Origin of the sequence: Bosea sp. NBC_00550 (assembly GCF_026020075.1) — a bacterium.
Taxonomy (GTDB): domain Bacteria; phylum Pseudomonadota; class Alphaproteobacteria; order Rhizobiales; family Beijerinckiaceae; genus Allobosea.
Genome location: NZ_CP102772.1, coordinates 2,356,387 through 2,372,958, shown reverse-complemented (window position 1 = coordinate 2,372,958; position 16,572 = coordinate 2,356,387). Strand labels below are relative to the sequence as shown.

The window sequence follows — 16,572 nt, the reverse complement described above, 5'->3', positions numbered from 1 at the left end:
AGAATCAATTCACCACTCGGCGCGAGGCTGAGTGGTGAAGAGCAACTCTCCTAAACAAGGCCCCTGCAACTCCACCACCGCCTTCGGCTTGACGCCCCGCTTTCGGCCTTCTCGAAGTCGACCGACTCCTCCGACGGGATCACTCACTGCGAACCGGTCAGGCTGAAGGCGTTCCTCCGCTAACCCGGAACGCGATTGGGTTGCGCTCCTCGCGGAGCGATCCGGTAAGGGCCGCGATTTTGTCGAATGGCATCTGCAGGAAGACATGACGCCTCCGGAAGCGCTCATTCGGGCGGCGGCCGAATTGCTCGATGAACAATCGGCGGGGCCGGTTGAGCTCACATGATGTCGGAGCAGTCCAATGACAGGACGAGTATCGTGCGGCCCTCGCGCGCGGCGGCGCTAAGCGACGGACTTGAGGGGTCCGAAGGGGCCAGGAGTTCAGTCGTCTCACGTCAGAGATCCGCGACTGGGCTGACGCCCACAAGGGCGATACTTCTAGGCAAGATCGACAAGGATTGATAGATCGCGCCTCCTGGGCGCGGCTTCCAGCGGGATGCTGAGATCACCGCAGGCCTGATCGCGCTGCCCGGAGCGAGCTTCGTGACACAAGGCACGAGGCCCGCCACCAACGCCGCTCTGCTCGCGGCCGGGCTCAATGCCAGACTCGGTGAGCGGGTCACCCTTGGCGTCCGCCTCGACAGCGAGCTCTCCGCCAACACCAGACGCCTCGGCGGAAGCGCTCAGATCAGGATCAGCTTCTGAAGTTGGAAGCCGGTATTCACCTATGTTGCGTTCGCTTAGTCTGCTGAGCCCTGCAGTTGGCTGAGTTCCGCCTTCCGGCGGCCTTGGAACGTCGGCAACTGGCGCCCGCCTGTCTTGAGCTGAGCAGCTTGTGCTAAGAATGAATTGGTGGTCAGCGATCTCGAACAGCGACAAGGATTGTCCCTTGAGAAAGCGAAGTGGCACCATTCGGAAGCGTCGTCGGCTCCTCGCCAGAAACGCGAGGCAGATACTCGCTTGCTCGGCGTGACGTTATGGCTCTCAATCCCTCGTCTGCCCTTTCCCAACTCTTGAACGCCCCGGTGAAACCGGGGCAGGTTATTTGGATTGGCCTCCGGCCGCGCCGCCGAGAGCCAATGCTTCCTGTACAAAGCGCGGATCTTGATCTGGTGCAGGGTATCATTGGTGATCGCTACGTCCGGGCCGCAGGCGCGCGGCAAGTGACCTTGGTTCAGGCCGAACACCTCGCCGCGATCGCGAGCCACATCGGGCGCCCGCAAGTTTTTCCCGAGGATTTGCGGCGCAACGTCGTAACCTGCGGCATCAATCTGCTCGCTCTCAAGGAGAAGCGATTCAAGATCGGTTCCACTGTCTTGGAAACGACCGGAGAGTGTCATCCGTGCTCTCGCATGGAAGAAATCTTGGGGGTAGGCGGATACAATGCAGTGCGGGGACTCGGCGGCATCACAGCCCGCATTGTCGTAAGCGGAACCATCGGCGTCGGCGATGACGTAGCCCCGCTTCCAACCGCCGTCGCGGCCCATTTCCGCCGGTAGCTTACGAGTGCACACCAGATCACACCTATCCGAAAGTGAGCACGTGGCTGCGGAAATGTATGTGCCACGTCGCTGCTAGGGTTCGAGAAAGGCTGCCAGTCTTCGGGCGTGCCGACGCACATGAGCTTGAGCTTCACCCCCGGGCACGACACGCCGCTGGTTGACTTGTCAGGACTGAGCGACGCGTCGGTTCGTGAAGGTCAGGAGGCAAGTTACCCTTTGATCAGCGATCGAAATGCGCAACGAAGCGCGCATCGGCCGGCGGCACACCAGCGGCGGCGGGTGGGGCTTTGCTCGCTACGAGGGTTAAAGTTCTGACGTAAAACCCCAGTCCGGGAGCTCCGCCGTGCTACTTTCCGAGCATAGGCATGCCCTTGTGCATTGGCGCGTTTTGGCCTCATGCTCCTGGTCAAGAGGGAACAGCAGATCATGTGCCGGCTCCAAGATGGCATTTGGTGCGGCAAACCGGATAGCGCATGGTTTCTGTTGAGCTGAAAGCCGTTTCGAAAACCTGGGGCGGCGCTGCCGCGGTCGACGAGGTCAGCTTCGCCGTGGAGGGCGGCAAGCTCGTCGCGCTGCTGGGGCCGTCCGGCTGTGGAAAGTCGACGACGCTACGCCTGATCGCCGGGCTAGAGGACACCAGCAGCGGCGCGATCATGATCGGCGGGCGCGATGTCACCTACGCCCCGCCATCGAAGCGCGGCATCGCGATGGTGTTCCAGAACTACGCGCTGTTTCCGCATCTGTCGGTCGCGGAGAACATCGCCTTCGGATTGCAGGTGCGGAAGGTCCCGCGCGCCGAGCGCGATGCGCGGCTGGCGCGGGCCGCCGATATTCTCGGGCTGGGTGGTCTGCTCGACCGCAAGCCTTCACAACTGTCGGGTGGGCAGCAGCAACGCGTCGCGCTCGGGCGCGCGATAGTCGCCGAGGCTCCCGTCTGCCTGATGGACGAGCCGCTTTCGAATCTGGATGCGCAGCTTCGGGTCGAGATGCGCCGCGAGATTCGCGAGCTCCAACAGCGGCTGGGGATCACCATGGTCTATGTCACGCATGACCAGGTCGAGGCGATGACCATGGCCGACCAGGTCGTGCTGATGCGCAACGGCCGCATCGAACAGGATGCGCCGCCCGACGAGATCTACGAGAATCCGGCGAGCATCTTCGTCGCGCGCTTCGTGGGAACGCCGCCGATGAATGTCGTGCCGCTGTCGGCCATTGTGGCGGCCGGTAGTGTGGGGCAGTTGACGCCGCCGCCGGGCCTCGACCCGGCCAAGCTTGCCGTCGGCATCCGCCCCGAGATGACCGAACTCGGCGACAGCGGCATCGCGGCCGATGTGGTCGCGGTGGAATATCTCGGTGCCGATACGCTGGTTGAAACCCGCATCGGCGGGCATGGCTTCATCGTCCGGCGCCCCGGCAAGGTGCGGACGAAGCCGGGCGAAAAGGTCTACATCACATTGTCACAATCGGGACTGCACTGGTTCGACCAGGCGTCCGAGCGCAAAGTGGTTCGGGGTTAGGACCTGCTTACAAGGGTCGGGCGCGAGCCATCTCACAGGGGAGGACTACAAAATGGACAGGCGTGAAGTGTTGGGCGGCGCTGCCGCGCTCGCGGGATCTCTGGCCCTGCCGGGCCTTGCCCTCGCGCAGCAGGCAACGGAGATCTCCTTTTTCTACCCGGTCGCGGTCGGCGGGCCGATCACCAAGCTGATCGATGCCTATGCCGCCGGCTTCGAGAAGGAAAATCCCTCGATCAAGGTCAAGCCGATCTATGCCGGCACCTATCAGGAGACCATCGTCAAGGCGCTGACCGCGCATAAGAGCGGCACCCCGCCGGTGCTCTCGGTGCTGCTCTCGACCGACATGTTCACGCTAATCGACGAAGAGGCCGTCGTGCCCTTCGACAGCTTCATCAAGAGCGACGACGACAAGAAGTGGCTCGGCTCATTCTTCCCCGGTTTCATGGAAAACAGCCAGTCCGGCGGCAAGACCTGGGGCATTCCGTTCCAGCGCTCGACGGTGGTGCTGTACTGGAACAAGGAGCTGTTCAAGGAGGCCGGGCTCGACCCCGACAAGCCCCCGAAGAACTGGGCCGAGCAGGTCGAATTCGCGCAGAAGCTGACCAAGCGCGACGCTGCCGGCAATGTCACGCAATGGGGCATCCAGATCCCGTCCTCAGGCTTCCCCTACTGGCTGTTCCAGGGCCTCTCGACGCAGGCCGGCGCGATCCTCGCCAATGCCGCCGGCGACAAGACCGACTTCGCCAATCCGGGTGTCGTCGAGGCGCTGCAATACTGGGTCGACCTCGCGCAGAAGTACAAGGTGCACCCGACCGGCATCGTCGAATGGGGCACCACGCCGAAGGACTTCTTCGAGAAGAAGGTCGCGATGATGTGGACCACCACCGGCAACCTGACCAATGTGCGCGCCAACGCCAAGTTTCCCTTCGGCGTCGGGCTGCTGCCGGCCGGCAAACGCTTCGGCAGTCCGACGGGCGGCGGCAATTTCTACCTGTCCAAGAAGGCCACGCCCGCCGAGCAGGAAGCCGCCGTCAAGTTCGTGCGCTGGATCACGACGCCGGAGCGCGCGGCCCAATGGAGCATCGAAACCGGCTATGTGGCGGTGACACCCGCCTCCTACGAGACGGAGGCGATGAAGAAATACGTCGCCGATTTCCCGCAGGCGCTGGTGGCGCGCGACCAACTGCCCAATGCCGTGGCCGAGCTCTCGACCCATGAGAACCAGCGCGTCACCAAGGCGCTGAACGATGGGTTGCAGGCGGTGCTGACCGGCACCAAGGCGCCGCAGAAGGCGATGGAGGACGCGCAGGCCGAGGCCGAGCGCATCCTGAAGCCGTATCGCTGAGGTCAAGACCTTTTGGCGATGAACAACCGCGCGACCGCCACGGTCCACGGCTGGCTGCTTTTGCTGCCTGCCATGGCCTGCCTTGTGCTCTTCACGCATTGGCCGGCGGTCGCGAGCCTGATCGAGAGCTTCCATTCGACAGCCAAGGCGCGCCGCCCGGCGCGCTTCGTCGGCCTCGACAACTACGAGCAGATGCTCGCCGACCCGATCTTCTGGAAGGCGATGTCGAACAATCTCTGGTTCGCGCTCGGCACGATTCCGGCCTCGATCGCGCTCGCACTGCTGATGGCGGTCTGGGTCAACGACAAGATCGTCGGGCGGACCTGGGTGCGAATGGCTTTCTTCACGCCGACGATCCTGCCGATGATCGCGGTGGCCAATATCTGGCTGTTCTTCTTCACCCCGCAATACGGGCTGCTGGAACAGATCGTCGGATTCTTCGGCGGGCGCAACACCAACTGGCTGGGTTCCCAGGACACGGCGCTTTCCGCCATCACCATAGTGGCGATCTGGAAGGAAGCCGGCTTCTTCATGATCTTCTACCTCGCGGCGCTCCAGGCCCTGCCGCCGAGCCTGGGCGAGGCGGCCGCGATTGAGGGCGCCTCGCGCTGGACTTACTTTCGGCGGATCCAGTTCCCGCTGCTGATGCCGACGACGCTGTTCGTGCTGATCAACGCCGTGATCAACGCCTTCCGCATGGTCGACCATATCTTCGTCATGACGCGCGGCGGGCCCGACAACGCGACCACGCTTTTGCTGTTCTACATCTATCAGGTCGGCTTCAGCTTCTGGGATACGGCCTATGCGGCGACGCTGACCTGTGTGCTGCTGGCGCTGCTCGCGCTCGTCGCCTTCGTCCAATACGGCATCCTCGAGCGCAGGACGCATTATCGATGAGCGCTCCCGTCGCGCAGCCGGCCGCGCATGCGGCGCGCACCGACCCCTACGCTCCGAAGGGTCTCTCGCTGACGCTGGAATCGACCGGGGCGATCCTGCTCGCGCTGCTCTGGGTCCTGCCGCTGGCCTATGCAGTCTGGGCCGCCTTCCACCCGGCCGAATATACGACGCGCTTCGTTCTCACCGCGCCGCTGACGCTGGACAATTTCGCCCGCGCCTGGGCGGCGGCGCCCTTCGCCCGCTATTTCCTCAACACCTTCATCCTGGTGACGATGATCCTCGCCTTCCAGCTTGTGCTGGGGACGCTCGCGGCTTATGCGCTAGCGCGGCAGGATTTCTGGGGGCGCGACGTTGCCTTCGCGCTGATCCTGGCCCAGCTGATGATCATGCCGGATGCGCTGATCGTCGAGAACTACCGCACGCTCGCCAAAGTCAACCTGATCGACACCATTCCCGCGATCGCGCTGCCCTACATCGCCTCGGCCTTCGGCATCTTTCTGCTCAGGCAGACGTTCAAGACCGTACCCAAGGAGCTCGACGATGCCGCTCGCGTCGAGGGCGCGAGCCCGCTGCAGGTGCTGATCAAGGTCTATGTTCCGCTCGCGAAGCCGACCTATATCGCCTATGGGCTGGTCTCGGTCAGCTACCACTGGAACAACTTCCTCTGGCCGCTGCTGGTCACGAATTCGGTCGAATCACGGCCGCTGACCGTCGGCCTGCAAGTGTTCTCGTCAAGCGATCAGGGCATCGACTGGGCGGTGATCTGCGCTGCGACCCTGATGACCTCGGCGCCTCTGCTCGTCGGCTTCCTGCTGTTCCAGCGTCAGTTCGTGCAGAGCTTTATGCGCGCAGGGATCAAATAAGGCATCGGGCGAAGCTGATCAGATGAAGTTGATCACCTGGAACATCCAATGGGCGCGGGGGACGGACGATGTCGTCGATCCGCGCCGGATCATCGAACACGCCCGCGCGATGGCGGATTTCGACGTGCTCTGCCTACAGGAGGTCGCGGCCAATTTCCCCGATCTCGATGGCAACGATACGACGGACCAGTTCGCGCTGTTTTCGCAACTCCTGCCGGGCTTCACTGCGATCGAGGGCATCGGGGTTGATGTCGATGACGGCAAGGGCGGGCGCAAGCGCTTCGGCAACCTGATCCTGAGTCGCTACCCCGTCGCGCAGGCACTGCGCCACCTCCTGCCCTGGGAGGCGGCGGCGACGAGCAACATGCCGCGCGTGCTGGTCGAGGCGGTCGTCGTGGCGCCGTTCGGGTCGGTGCGGGTGATGACGACGCATCTCGAATATTCCTCGCCTGCGCTGCGCGCGGCACAGGTCGAGGGCATCCGCGAGGCTCATCGCATGGCGGCAGCCCGTGCACGCACGCCGCGAGCGCCTGGGCAGCACACCTATGCGCCGACGCCGAACACGGCGAGCGCGATCCTGACCGGCGATCTCAACATGCGGCCCGACGATCCGTCACTGGCGCGGCTGATGGCCCCCTTCGATAGCGAAACGCCAACGCTTGCCGATCTCTGGCCGGCGCTGATGGGGGAGGCCCCGCCGCCGCCTACCGCCTTCATCGTCGACCAGACCTTTGGTCCGCCGGGCTGCCTCGACTATGTGCTGGCGACGCCCGATCTGGCCGCCCGAGCCCGCAGCATCGTCTGCGACGTCGAGACGCGCGCCTCGGATCATCAGCCGATCCTGGTCGCGTTCGATGCCGGCTGAGCGCGGGCAGGCGGTACTGTGATGATCTTCACGCGGCAGGACCACGACAGGCTCGACAGCATTCTCATTGAGGCCGCGCGCCGCGAGGTCATGCCGCGCTTCCGCAAGCTGGCGCAGGGGGATGTCCGCGCAAAGTCCGCGCCAGGCGATCTCGTGACGGAAGCCGACGAAGCGGCGGAGCGCTTCATCTATGCCGAGCTCGAGCGGGCGTTTCCCGGCGCGCTGCTGGTCGGCGAGGAGGCGGCGACGCGTGATCCGGCGGTGCTGAGCCAATTGGCGGATGCTGAGCTCGCCTTCGTGATCGATCCGATCGACGGCACGCTGAACTATGCCTCCGACTTGCCGCTTTTCGCCGTCATGGCAGCCGCCACCGTCAAGGGCGAAACCGTGGCGGCTGTGATCCACGACCCCATCCTCGCCGACAGCGCGCTCGCCCTGCGGGGGGAAGGTGCCTGGCTGCGCGGATGTGGTGGCGAAGCTCGCGACCTGCGCGTCGGCAAGGCGGCAACGCCAGCGGCGATGAGCGGCATGGTCAGCTGGCAGTATTTTCCCGAACTGCTCCGCAACGCGCTTCCCGGGCGATTCCCGGCCTTCGCGAATGTTTCGTCGCTGCGTTGCTGCGGGCAGGAATACCGGCTCGCGGCCGGAGGGCGTTGCGATTTCCTGCTCTACGGTGTCCTGAATCCCTGGGATCACGCGCCGGGCGCACTGCTTTTCAGCGAGGCCGGTGGGCATGCCCGGATGCTTGACGGCAGCGTCTATCGCGCGGGACGGCCATCCACCGGCTTGCTCTGCGCGCCCGATGCAGAGAGCTGGCGCCAGATCAGGGCCATCCTGGCCGCCTGACCGGCACGCAGGGCTGCGATGCTGCCGCAGACATACGGGATTTCGAAAGATCGACCGTGAGCCCAAGCTTCGCGAGAAAGTTGGTGGGAGAGGGACTTTGATAATCGGCTTAAGCTGCTGTGATTAAATCTTAAATTTGACTGATTGTCCGACGAGGCTATCACAACGGCAAACATCGATCCTTGCGTCGAGACAAGCAATCCATTCCTGAATTTGCGGATTCTTGTCTTGCCTGCTGCGTCGGCGCGGGCGCTTGGCAATCGCCGCACTGGTCGCATTCTTCGCAATCGATGCCCATGGTTGAGCAGAGCCGTTAGGCCGACCCGTTCCCAGAGAAGGCTCAGCGTGAACTCGCTTCTGATGGGCGACGACGTGCTCGACCGCAGGCCGTATCGCCGACTTGCCGGCATTGGCGCGCGCGACATGCTGCGGCATCGGCCGTCCGGGCGGTTGCGGCGATGGACTCGGCTGACCAGCATCTTCGCCGCAGAGCTTTTCTTCCCCTGTGATCGGTAGGCGCTGTCGGCCCAGACCTCGCAGGCGGTGTTCTGCGTCGCCACCAGGCGCGAAGCATCGCGTCGGCAGGCGCGATAGCATCCGCCCATCGGCATGCGCTGCCGAGGTCACCGCGCTCTCCCGGATGAAGCCGAAACGACGGTGGATCGTGATATGGGTTTTATAGCCGAAGGCTGGCAAGGCGATCTGCGCAAGGGCGTGCCGTCGGGCCGTACCAGATTCTTGCCGCCGATCTTGAGCGTCCAGCGCGCATCGACGTCCTTCTGCGCCGCCTTGCTGGGTTGATCGGGCCAGATCTCCTGGGCAGTCTTGCCAGGCTTGATCGCCTCCTTCTCCGCTCCGTGTTCCGCTGCTTGGGTGCGGGCACGAGGAAGGCATCGACGATCTGACCCGACATCGGGATGTAGCCCTTCTTCTGCAGTTGCCAGTCGGAGGCCTTCATCGCCCGCCGCAGCGTGCCGGTTCAGCCAGTCTGTTGCGGAAGTGCCGGATCGTGTTCTCGTCGGGCGTCGGAGCGCCAAGATCGAGTGCAGGCAACGCATCCAGGACAGGCGGTCCCCGCGTCGCTCAGATTATGCTGCGCCTGAAGGATCAGCGCCTTGAACATCGAGATCGGAAGGTCCGCTTTCGGGCAGCGAACTAGGTTCCGCTATTGGCGCTAGGTAGTAGTTGGTCACGGTACTCTCACGAAGTCGATACAACGATCGTCTCGCGCAAGTGGCTGACGAACATCGCAGGAAGTCTCGGCAGCGGACGCCCGCTCTTCTTAACGAGGCTGATAGGCCTGACGAAGCCTGCTGCTTCTATCGGGCGCGAGGATAGGGTCGGGAAGGCTTCGATCTCCTTTGCGGATGAGGGCAGGAAGGTGATGCCCAGGCCCGCGTGCACCATGCCGGCAGCAGTCATCATGTAGGTCGCTTCTCCAGCCGCTGTCGGGATCAGACCGGCTGCGTGGAAGCCCGCCTCGACCACCGCCCGGACGCTGGTATCGGGATGCATCATGATCAGCGGATAACGAAGCAATAGGTCGGGCGTTATCGTTTGCGCCTCAGCAAGCGGGTGGGCGAGCGGGAAGACGACATGCATGCTGTCCTCGAGAGCCAGCAGCACGTCGACGTCAGCCATGTTCGTCGGACCGCCGGTTATTCCAAGGTCGACTTCCTCTGCGTCCACCAAGGACAGGATGCGGCGTGCGATGACATCCCTTATGCGGAAATCGGCCCCGGGATGAGCGGCGCGAAAGGATTTGATGGCTTTTGGCAAAAGGCCAGCGGCAGCGGTCGGCAGCGCGGCGATCTTCACGAGCCCCTGGTAGTCGGTGCCCTGGCTTCGTACGTCGCCGACGATGCCGTCCAGCTCTTGGACCAATCGTCCCAGGACAGGCAGCAAGTCCCGCCCCGCCTGGGTCAGGGTGACGGAACGCGAAGTTCGGTCAAAGAGCCGGACCGTCAGCGTCTCTTCGAGTTTCCGGATCTGCACCGTCAATGTTGGCTGGGCGACATGCAGCAACGCCGCGGCGCGCGTGAAACTGCTCAGCCGTGCGACGGCCACGAACGCTTTGATCTGACGCAGGCTGAGATCCATAGTAAAAAGCTATTTGAGCAATTGAATTATTTCAATTGATTAATCGCTGTGCTGCCCGCAGCCTGCGCGACATGAGAACGATCAGAATTGGTGCAGGGGCAGGTTTCGCGGGGGATCGCATCGAGCCCGCCCTCGAGCTCGCCCGGCATGGGCGCCTGGACTACCTCGTGTTCGAATGCCTCGCCGAGAGGACAATCGCTCTGGCCCAACAGGCGCGGCTCGCCGATGCGTCCAAGGGTTACGATCCTCTGCTCGAGCGACGCATGCTGGCCGTGCTTCGGCCGTGCCAGGAGGCGGGTACGCGGATCGTGACCAATATGGGGGCCGCCAATCCGCTGGCGGCCGCGGAGCTCGTCCGCGATGTGGCCCGGCGGCAGGGCTTGTCCGGCCTCAAGGTTGCGGCGGTCACCGGCGACGACATCCTCGAAACGATCCGTCGCAGGGATACCGCACTCCTGGAGGGCGGCGCGCTGTCCGACCTTGGTGATCGCGTGATCTCGGCCAACGCTTATATCGGCGGGCACCCGATTGCCGAGGCTCTGGCCGCGGGGGCGGATGTCGTGGTGACGGGCCGCGCAGCCGATCCCGCCCTGTTCCTAGGCCCTTTGATCCATGCATTCGGCTGGGCGGCGGACGATTGGGAGAAGCTCGGCAAGGGGGTTCTCGCCGGCCATCTGCTCGAATGCGCGGGACAGATCACCGGCGGCTATTTCGCCGACCCCGGAGTCAAGGATGTCCCCAATCTGGCACGTCTGGGATTTCCGATCGGGGAGGTCGGTGAGAGCGGCGACCTTATTGTGACGAAGCTCGACACGGCGGGTGGAGCAGTGACAACCGCCACGGTGAAGGAGCAACTGCTCTACGAGATCGAGGACCCGGCGCGCTATCTCCAGCCTGACGTCGTCGCGGATTTCTCGCATGTGCGCGTACGCTGCGCGGGGCGGGACCGCGTGGCCGTCGAAGGCGGAAGCGGAGAGCCCAGCCCCGGCTCTCTCAAGGTCTCCATCGGCTATCGGGATGGTTTTGTCGGCGAGGGGCAGATTTCCTACGCAGGCAGCGGTGCGGTCGAACGTGCTCGCCTGGCGCTCGATATCGTACGCGAACGCCTGGCGCTCTGCGGTACCCCCATGACGGAAGCGCGCTTCGATCTGATCGGTGTCGACGCATTGCACGGCGCCGAGCTCTCGCGCCGGAGCGAACCTTACGAGGTCCGCATCCGTGTCGCCGCGCGCACCGAAGCCGCGGATGATGCGAAGGCGATCGGAGACGAGGTCGAGGCGCTCTACACAAACGGCCCGGCCGGAGGTGGCGGGTGCTGGAAGTCGGTCAGACCCATCGTAGCGATCGCATCGGCGCTGGTGCCCAAAACCATGGTGTCGACCCAGCTCAGCTTCTTCGAGGCCTGACGTCATGAAGCTTCGCCAGATTGCGCATTCCCGGACCGGCGACAAGGGCAACGTCGCAACCATCTCCGTCATCGCCTTCGACGAACGCGACTACCCCTTCATCGCCGAGCACGTTACGGCCGCGCTCGTAGCCGAACGTTTCCGCGGGATCGCGACCGGTCCTGTCACGCGCTACGAACTACCCACCCTATGCGCCCTGAACTTCGTCATGCGCGGCGCCTTGGGCGGCGGCGTCACGCGCTCTCTGGCGCTCGACGCCCATGGCAAGGGCCTCAGTTCCGCATTGCTCGATCTCGATCTGCCGGAACCGCCTCGCTTGGCGGATGACGGGCGCTGAAAAAACGAAAAACAAACGCAAACAGGGAACGAAATGGCCACAAGACGCGCATTCCTCGCCGGCATGACAACAGCTTTGTGCATGCCGTCCATCGCGCGAGCCCAGGGCGCTTCGGTCCTGAAATTCGCGCCGCAATCCGACGTGGCGATCCTCGACCCGATCATGAGCGTGTCCTACGTCACGCGAAACCACGCGATGTTGATCTTCGACACACTGTACGGAGCCGACGAGCACAATCGCGCCCAGCCGCAGATGATCGAGGGCCACCTTGTGGAGCAGGACGGGCGGCAGTGGACGCTCACTCTGCGGGAAGGCTTGCGTTTCCACGACGGTTCGCCGGTCCTCGCCCGCGATGTCGTCGCTAGCGTGAAGAGATGGTGGAAGCGCGACAATGTCGGCCAGGTTCTGGCGGCGCTCACAGACGAACTTTCGGCCGTCTCGGACCGGGCCGTGCGTTTTCGGTTGAAAGCTCCTTTCCCGATGCTGCCGGACGCTTTGGGAAAATTCGGGACCAACAATGCCGTCATCATGCCGGAGCGGCTGGCCCTGACGGAGGCGACCGTCCAGGTGACGGAGATGACCGGCAGCGGTCCCTATCGTTTCGTCGCCGGAGAGAGGGTGCCGGGCAGCCGTCTCGTCTATGAGAAATTTGCGGACTACGTACCGCGCCAAAGCGGGCAGACGAGCGCGCTGGCCGGCCCCAAGGTCGCCCATTTCGACAGGGTCGAGTGGGTGGTCATGCCGGATGTCGCCACTGCGGCCTCGGCCCTGCAGACGGGAGAGATCGACTGGTGGGAACAGCCTGCCTCCGATTACTGGGACCTGCTGTCGGCCAAGGGCAACGTCAAGCTCGACCTGATCGACACCTTCGGTTCGGCTGGCGTCATCCGCTTCAATTTCCTGCAGGGGCCGACGAGCAATGCGCGCATCCGGCAGGCCGCGCTGGCGGCCATCAGCCAGAAGGACGTCATGACCGGCGTCATCGGCGAGGACTCCAAGCACTGGCGGGACAAGGTCGGGTATTTCCTGCCCGACACGCCGATGGCCAGTCCCGTTAGTCCTGCTGCGCAGAAGGAACCGCCGGATCGGGAGCTCGTGCAGCGCCTGTTGAAGGAGGGCGGCTACAAAGGCGAGCCTCTGGTCTTCCTGGTGCCGGGTGACGTTGCGTCGATCAAGGCCCAGGGCGAGGTTGTGACGGACGCGCTGAAGCAGGCCGGCTTCAACATCGACATGCAGTTGATGGATTGGGGCACGGTGCTGGCCCGCGCCAATAACCGGCAGGCCCCCGACAAGGGCGGCTGGCATATGGTGGGCACCTTCACGGCCGGCGTCGGCCTGCTCAACCCGTCGAGCAACAACTTCCTGCGCGGGAGCGGCACTTCCGCGATCTTCGGATGGTCCGATATCCCGCGCCTGGAGGAGCTGCGCATGGACTGGTTCCGGGCCGCGGACGAAAAGGCCCAGGCTGCGATCTGCGCCGAAATCCAGCGGGTGGCCTATGAGGCGGTGCCCTACGCGCCGACCGGCCTTTACTACCAGCAGACGGCTTACCGCAGCAATCTGACGGGCGTGCAGAAGGGCCTGCCGCTGTTCTACGGGGTGCGCCGGACATGAGCCAAAGCAAGGCAGAGCCGCGTCGCTACGTCCCGAGAGGCGAGGATTTCCTCCTGCTTTCGCCAACGTGGCAGGCCTACGCCTATCGCAACGTCGACAGCATGTTCGCGACGCGCTCCATCGCGCGCGGACCTCATGCGTTCCCGCTCGTCCGGGCAGCCGAGATCGCGCCCGAATACGAGGTGGGCGAAGAACGATATGGGGTCGATGACTACATCCATCGTGCCAACGTCGCCGGCCTTCTCGTCTTGCAGGGCGACAAAATCCGGCTCGAACGCTACGGGCTGGGCCTGGAGGAGCATCTGCGCTGGTCGTCCATGTCGATGATCAAGTCGCTGACATCGACGCTGGTCGGCGTGGCACTGCGGGACGGCGCCATTGCGAGCCTGGAAGATGCGGTCTCGCATTACCTCCCGGCGCTCCGCGGCAGCGCTTATGACACCGTCAGCGTGCGCGATCTGATCACCATGTCGTCCGGTATGGACTGGAATGAGGACTATACGGACCGAAACTCCCATGTGAACCGCTACAGCAAGTCGCTCGGCGACAAGGTTCCCGGAGGCGTTCTGGAACTGATGAGGAGCGTGCACAGCCTGCACACGCCGGGCACGCAGTTCCTATATAACACCGGCGACACCTACGTTCTCGGAGCTCTACTCTCGTCGGCGACGGGCCAGACCCTGGCCGACTATATGTCGAGCAAGATCTGGGCGCGGTTTGGCATGGAGTTCGATGCGTTCTACACGCTCGAATCCGAAGGTGGCCAGGAGATAGGCGGCAGCCGGGCAGGCATGGCGCTGCGGGATTTTGGTCGGTTCGGCCTGTTCTTGCTTCGCGACAGCGTGATCGGCAGTCAGAGTATACTGCCGGAAAACTGGCTCGACGACGCGGGATCGCGCATCTTTGCCGTCGATCCGTCGACGAACAGCTGCGGCGCCGACGGTTATGGCTACAGCTGGTGGATCGACCCTGACGGTTCCATGGTCGCAGCAGGTTTCGCCGGGCAGACGCTGTATGTGAACCGCAAGGCCGACATCGTCATCGTGACCCTGTCATGCCAGCCTCAGCCTCCGTTCGCGGCCAGCTACGACATCGATATCAAGGCCGAGCGTTTTGCCTTCAAGGATGCGGTGCTCGGCAGCCTCCGGTCGGCCGGCTGACGCGGCGGCCGAAGCCGACTTGGCCCTCATTTCCGTGCGGCAGCAAAGACCTGAAGCGCCGTGGTGCAAGCGAAGGCGCCTGTGACCGATTTCTTTTGCTGGACCTTCGGACCCTGGCGCCTGCCAAGCCGGTCGCCTGGACCGGTTGTGGCTTAATGGTGGAACATGCTCGCTTTTGTTGTCAGGCGCATTTTCACGACCATCCCTGTGATGGCCTTCGTGGCGCTGTTCGTCTTTTCGCTGCTCTATATCGCGCCGGGCGACCCGGCGGCCATCATCGCCGGTGACCAGGCCTCGCCCGCCGATGTCGAGCGCATCCGCGCCAGCCTCGGGCTCGACCGGCCCTATCTCGTGCGCTTCGCCGAATGGTCCTTCCGCGTGCTGCAGGGTGATCTCGGCACCTCGATCTTCACCTCGCTGCCGGTGACGCAGCTCATCTCCCAGCGCATCGAGCCGACCGTCTCGCTGATGGTGCTGACCGTGATCTTCGCCGTCGTCATCGCCGTGCCGATGGGCGTGCTCGCGGCCTGGAAGGCCGGGAGCTGGATCGACAAGGCCGCGATGGCCTTCGCCGTCCTCGGCTTTTCCGTGCCGGTCTTCGTCGTCGGCTACCTGCTCGCCTATTTCTTCGCGCTGAAGCTCGATTGGCTGCCGGTGCAGGGTTACACCCCGATCTCGCAGGGCCTGTGGCCCTGGCTCAGGAACCTGATCCTGCCCTCGGTGACGCTGGGCCTCGTCTATATCGCGCTGATCGCCCGCATCACCCGCGCCACGATGCTCGAGGTGCTCCAGCAGGATTACGTCCGCACCGCCCAGGCCAAGGGCGTGGCCCAGAAGGACGTGCTCTTCCTGCACTCGCTCAAGAACGCGGCGGTGCCGATCGTCACCATCATCGGCATCGGCATCGCGCTTTTGATCGGCGGCGCGGTCGTCACCGAAAGCGTCTTCGCCATTCCCGGCCTCGGCCGGCTCACCGTCGATGCCATCCTGCGCCGCGACTATCCCGTGATCCAGGGCGTCGTGCTGATGTTCAGCCTGGTCTACGTGCTGGTGAACCTGCTGATCGACCTGACCTACACCCTCGTCGACCCGAGGATCCGCTATTGACCGCGCAATCGTCCATTCCGGCCCCCGTCGGCGTCGTGGCTGCCGAGCCGATCAAGGCTCCCGGCCTCAGCCGCTCCGTGCGCTTCCGCCGCTATCTGCGGCGCCACCCCTCCGTCGCGATCGGCGGCGGCCTGCTCGTGCTGATGGCGCTCATCGGCATCTTCGCCCCGCTGCTCGGCACGGTCGACCCGACCGCGATCTCGCCGTCCAGGCGCACCCGCGTGCCCTCCGAGCTCTACTGGTTCGGCACCGACATGCTCGGCCGCGACATCTACTCGCGCGTGATCTACGGGGCGCGGGTCTCGCTCCTCGTCGGCTTCAGCGTCGCCGTGCTGTCCTCGGTCGTGGGGCTGACCATCGGCCTCTTCGCCGGCTTCGTGCGCTGGGCCGACGGCATCATCATGCGCGTCATCGACGGCATGATGTCGATCCCGCCGATCCTGCTCGCCATCGCCCTGATGGCGCTGACGCGCGGCTCGGTCGGCAACGTCATCCTCGCCATCACCATCGCCGAGATCCCGCGCGTGGCGCGCCTCGTGCGCGGCGTCGTGCTGTCGCTGCGCGAGCAGCCCTATGTCGAGGCTGCCGTGGCCAATGGCGCGCGCGTGCCGCGCATCATCATCAGACATATCCTGCCCAACACCTTCGCGCCGATGAGCGTGCAGGCGACCTATATCTGCGCCAGCGCCATGATCGTCGAGGCGATCCTGTCCTTCATCGGCGCGGGCGTGCCGCCGGCGACGCCGTCCTGGGGCAACATCATGGCCGAGGGCAGGGCGCTCTGGCAGGTCCGGCCGCATATCATCCTGTTCCCGGCCGTGTTCCTCTCCATCACCGTCCTCGCCGTAAACCTCCTCGGCGACGGCCTGCGAGACTCCCTCGATCCGCGAATTGCAAAACGCCTGTAGCTGGGTTCAAAAGGGGCTGGCGGTCCCTGAGCAACGATCACCAGC

Annotated in this window: 16 protein-coding genes; 14 read left to right on the top strand and 2 right to left on the bottom strand. The window is 64.3% G+C overall.

Annotated features, from left to right (window positions below; translation table 11 throughout):
• Positions 1 to 603 precede the first annotated feature (603 nt).
• From NWE53_RS11380 to NWE53_RS11345, 8 genes are all read left to right on the top strand, one after another.
• On the top strand, positions 604 to 765 hold the full coding sequence (locus NWE53_RS11380) for a hypothetical protein (RefSeq protein ID WP_320109567.1): 162 nt from the start codon (positions 604 to 606) through the stop codon (positions 763 to 765).
• Positions 766 to 1,037: 272 nt separating this feature from the next.
• Positions 1,038 to 1,559 carry an MOSC domain-containing protein gene (locus NWE53_RS11375; protein WP_320109566.1) on the top strand — a complete coding sequence of 174 codons (522 nt, stop codon included), beginning with the start codon at positions 1,038 to 1,040 and terminating at the stop codon, positions 1,557 to 1,559.
• Positions 1,560 to 2,035: 476 nt separating this feature from the next.
• Positions 2,036 to 3,079, top strand: coding sequence for an ABC transporter ATP-binding protein (locus NWE53_RS11370; RefSeq protein WP_265054403.1), 1,044 nt, complete (start codon positions 2,036 to 2,038; stop codon positions 3,077 to 3,079).
• Between the two features lie 52 nt (positions 3,080 to 3,131).
• Positions 3,132 to 4,424, top strand: a complete 1,293-nt coding sequence (locus NWE53_RS11365; RefSeq protein WP_265054402.1) for an ABC transporter substrate-binding protein — start codon at positions 3,132 to 3,134, stop codon at positions 4,422 to 4,424.
• Between the two features lie 18 nt (positions 4,425 to 4,442).
• Positions 4,443 to 5,321 carry a carbohydrate ABC transporter permease gene (locus NWE53_RS11360; RefSeq protein ID WP_265054401.1) on the top strand — a complete coding sequence of 293 codons (879 nt, stop codon included), beginning with the start codon at positions 4,443 to 4,445 and terminating at the stop codon, positions 5,319 to 5,321.
• The gene (locus NWE53_RS11355) at positions 5,318 to 6,184 is read left to right on the top strand and encodes a carbohydrate ABC transporter permease (RefSeq protein ID WP_265054400.1); all 867 of its coding nucleotides are present in this window, start codon (positions 5,318 to 5,320) and stop codon (positions 6,182 to 6,184) included. The genes NWE53_RS11360 and NWE53_RS11355 overlap by 4 nt, the downstream gene beginning before the upstream one ends.
• 22 nt (positions 6,185 to 6,206) lie before the next feature.
• Positions 6,207 to 7,049: an endonuclease/exonuclease/phosphatase family protein gene (locus NWE53_RS11350; RefSeq protein ID WP_265054399.1), complete on the top strand. Its 843-nt coding sequence runs from the start codon at positions 6,207 to 6,209 to the stop codon at positions 7,047 to 7,049.
• A gap of 21 nt (positions 7,050 to 7,070) precedes the next feature.
• Positions 7,071 to 7,895 carry an inositol monophosphatase family protein gene (locus NWE53_RS11345; RefSeq protein WP_265054398.1) on the top strand — a complete coding sequence of 275 codons (825 nt, stop codon included), beginning with the start codon at positions 7,071 to 7,073 and terminating at the stop codon, positions 7,893 to 7,895.
• Positions 7,896 to 8,018: 123 nt separating this feature from the next.
• On the opposite strand, the gene NWE53_RS11340 is transcribed toward NWE53_RS11345, so the two are convergent.
• Together NWE53_RS11340 and NWE53_RS11335 are read right to left on the bottom strand one after the other, a co-directional pair.
• Positions 8,019 to 8,591: a hypothetical protein gene (locus NWE53_RS11340; RefSeq protein ID WP_265054397.1), complete on the bottom strand. Its 573-nt coding sequence runs from the start codon at positions 8,589 to 8,591 to the stop codon at positions 8,019 to 8,021.
• Between the two features lie 504 nt (positions 8,592 to 9,095).
• Positions 9,096 to 9,995 carry a LysR family transcriptional regulator gene (locus NWE53_RS11335; protein ID WP_265054396.1) on the bottom strand — a complete coding sequence of 300 codons (900 nt, stop codon included), beginning with the start codon at positions 9,993 to 9,995 and terminating at the stop codon, positions 9,096 to 9,098.
• Positions 9,996 to 10,066: 71 nt separating this feature from the next.
• Here NWE53_RS11335 and NWE53_RS11330 point away from each other — a divergent pair, with 71 nt between their 5' ends.
• The 6 genes from NWE53_RS11330 (at position 10,067) to NWE53_RS11305 (ending at position 16,527) form a co-directional block, all read left to right on the top strand.
• Positions 10,067 to 11,401, top strand: a complete 1,335-nt coding sequence (locus NWE53_RS11330; RefSeq protein ID WP_265054395.1) for an acyclic terpene utilization AtuA family protein — start codon at positions 10,067 to 10,069, stop codon at positions 11,399 to 11,401.
• A 4-nt stretch (positions 11,402 to 11,405) separates the two neighbouring features.
• The gene (locus NWE53_RS11325; protein WP_265054394.1) at positions 11,406 to 11,738 is read left to right on the top strand and encodes an AtuA-related protein; all 333 of its coding nucleotides are present in this window, start codon (positions 11,406 to 11,408) and stop codon (positions 11,736 to 11,738) included.
• A 33-nt stretch (positions 11,739 to 11,771) separates the two neighbouring features.
• Positions 11,772 to 13,352, top strand: a complete 1,581-nt coding sequence (locus NWE53_RS11320) for an ABC transporter substrate-binding protein (RefSeq protein WP_265054393.1) — start codon at positions 11,772 to 11,774, stop codon at positions 13,350 to 13,352.
• Entirely contained in the window at positions 13,349 to 14,512 is a 1,164-nt protein-coding gene (locus NWE53_RS11315) for a serine hydrolase domain-containing protein (RefSeq protein ID WP_265054392.1), read from the top strand. The genes NWE53_RS11320 and NWE53_RS11315 overlap by 4 nt, the downstream gene beginning before the upstream one ends.
• A gap of 165 nt (positions 14,513 to 14,677) precedes the next feature.
• Positions 14,678 to 15,619 carry an ABC transporter permease gene (locus NWE53_RS11310; protein WP_265054391.1) on the top strand — a complete coding sequence of 314 codons (942 nt, stop codon included), beginning with the start codon at positions 14,678 to 14,680 and terminating at the stop codon, positions 15,617 to 15,619.
• Positions 15,616 to 16,527: an ABC transporter permease gene (locus tag NWE53_RS11305; protein ID WP_442865006.1), complete on the top strand. Its 912-nt coding sequence runs from the start codon at positions 15,616 to 15,618 to the stop codon at positions 16,525 to 16,527. Before NWE53_RS11310 ends, NWE53_RS11305 begins: the two co-directional genes overlap by 4 nt.
• The last annotated feature ends 45 nt before the right edge of the window (positions 16,528 to 16,572 follow it).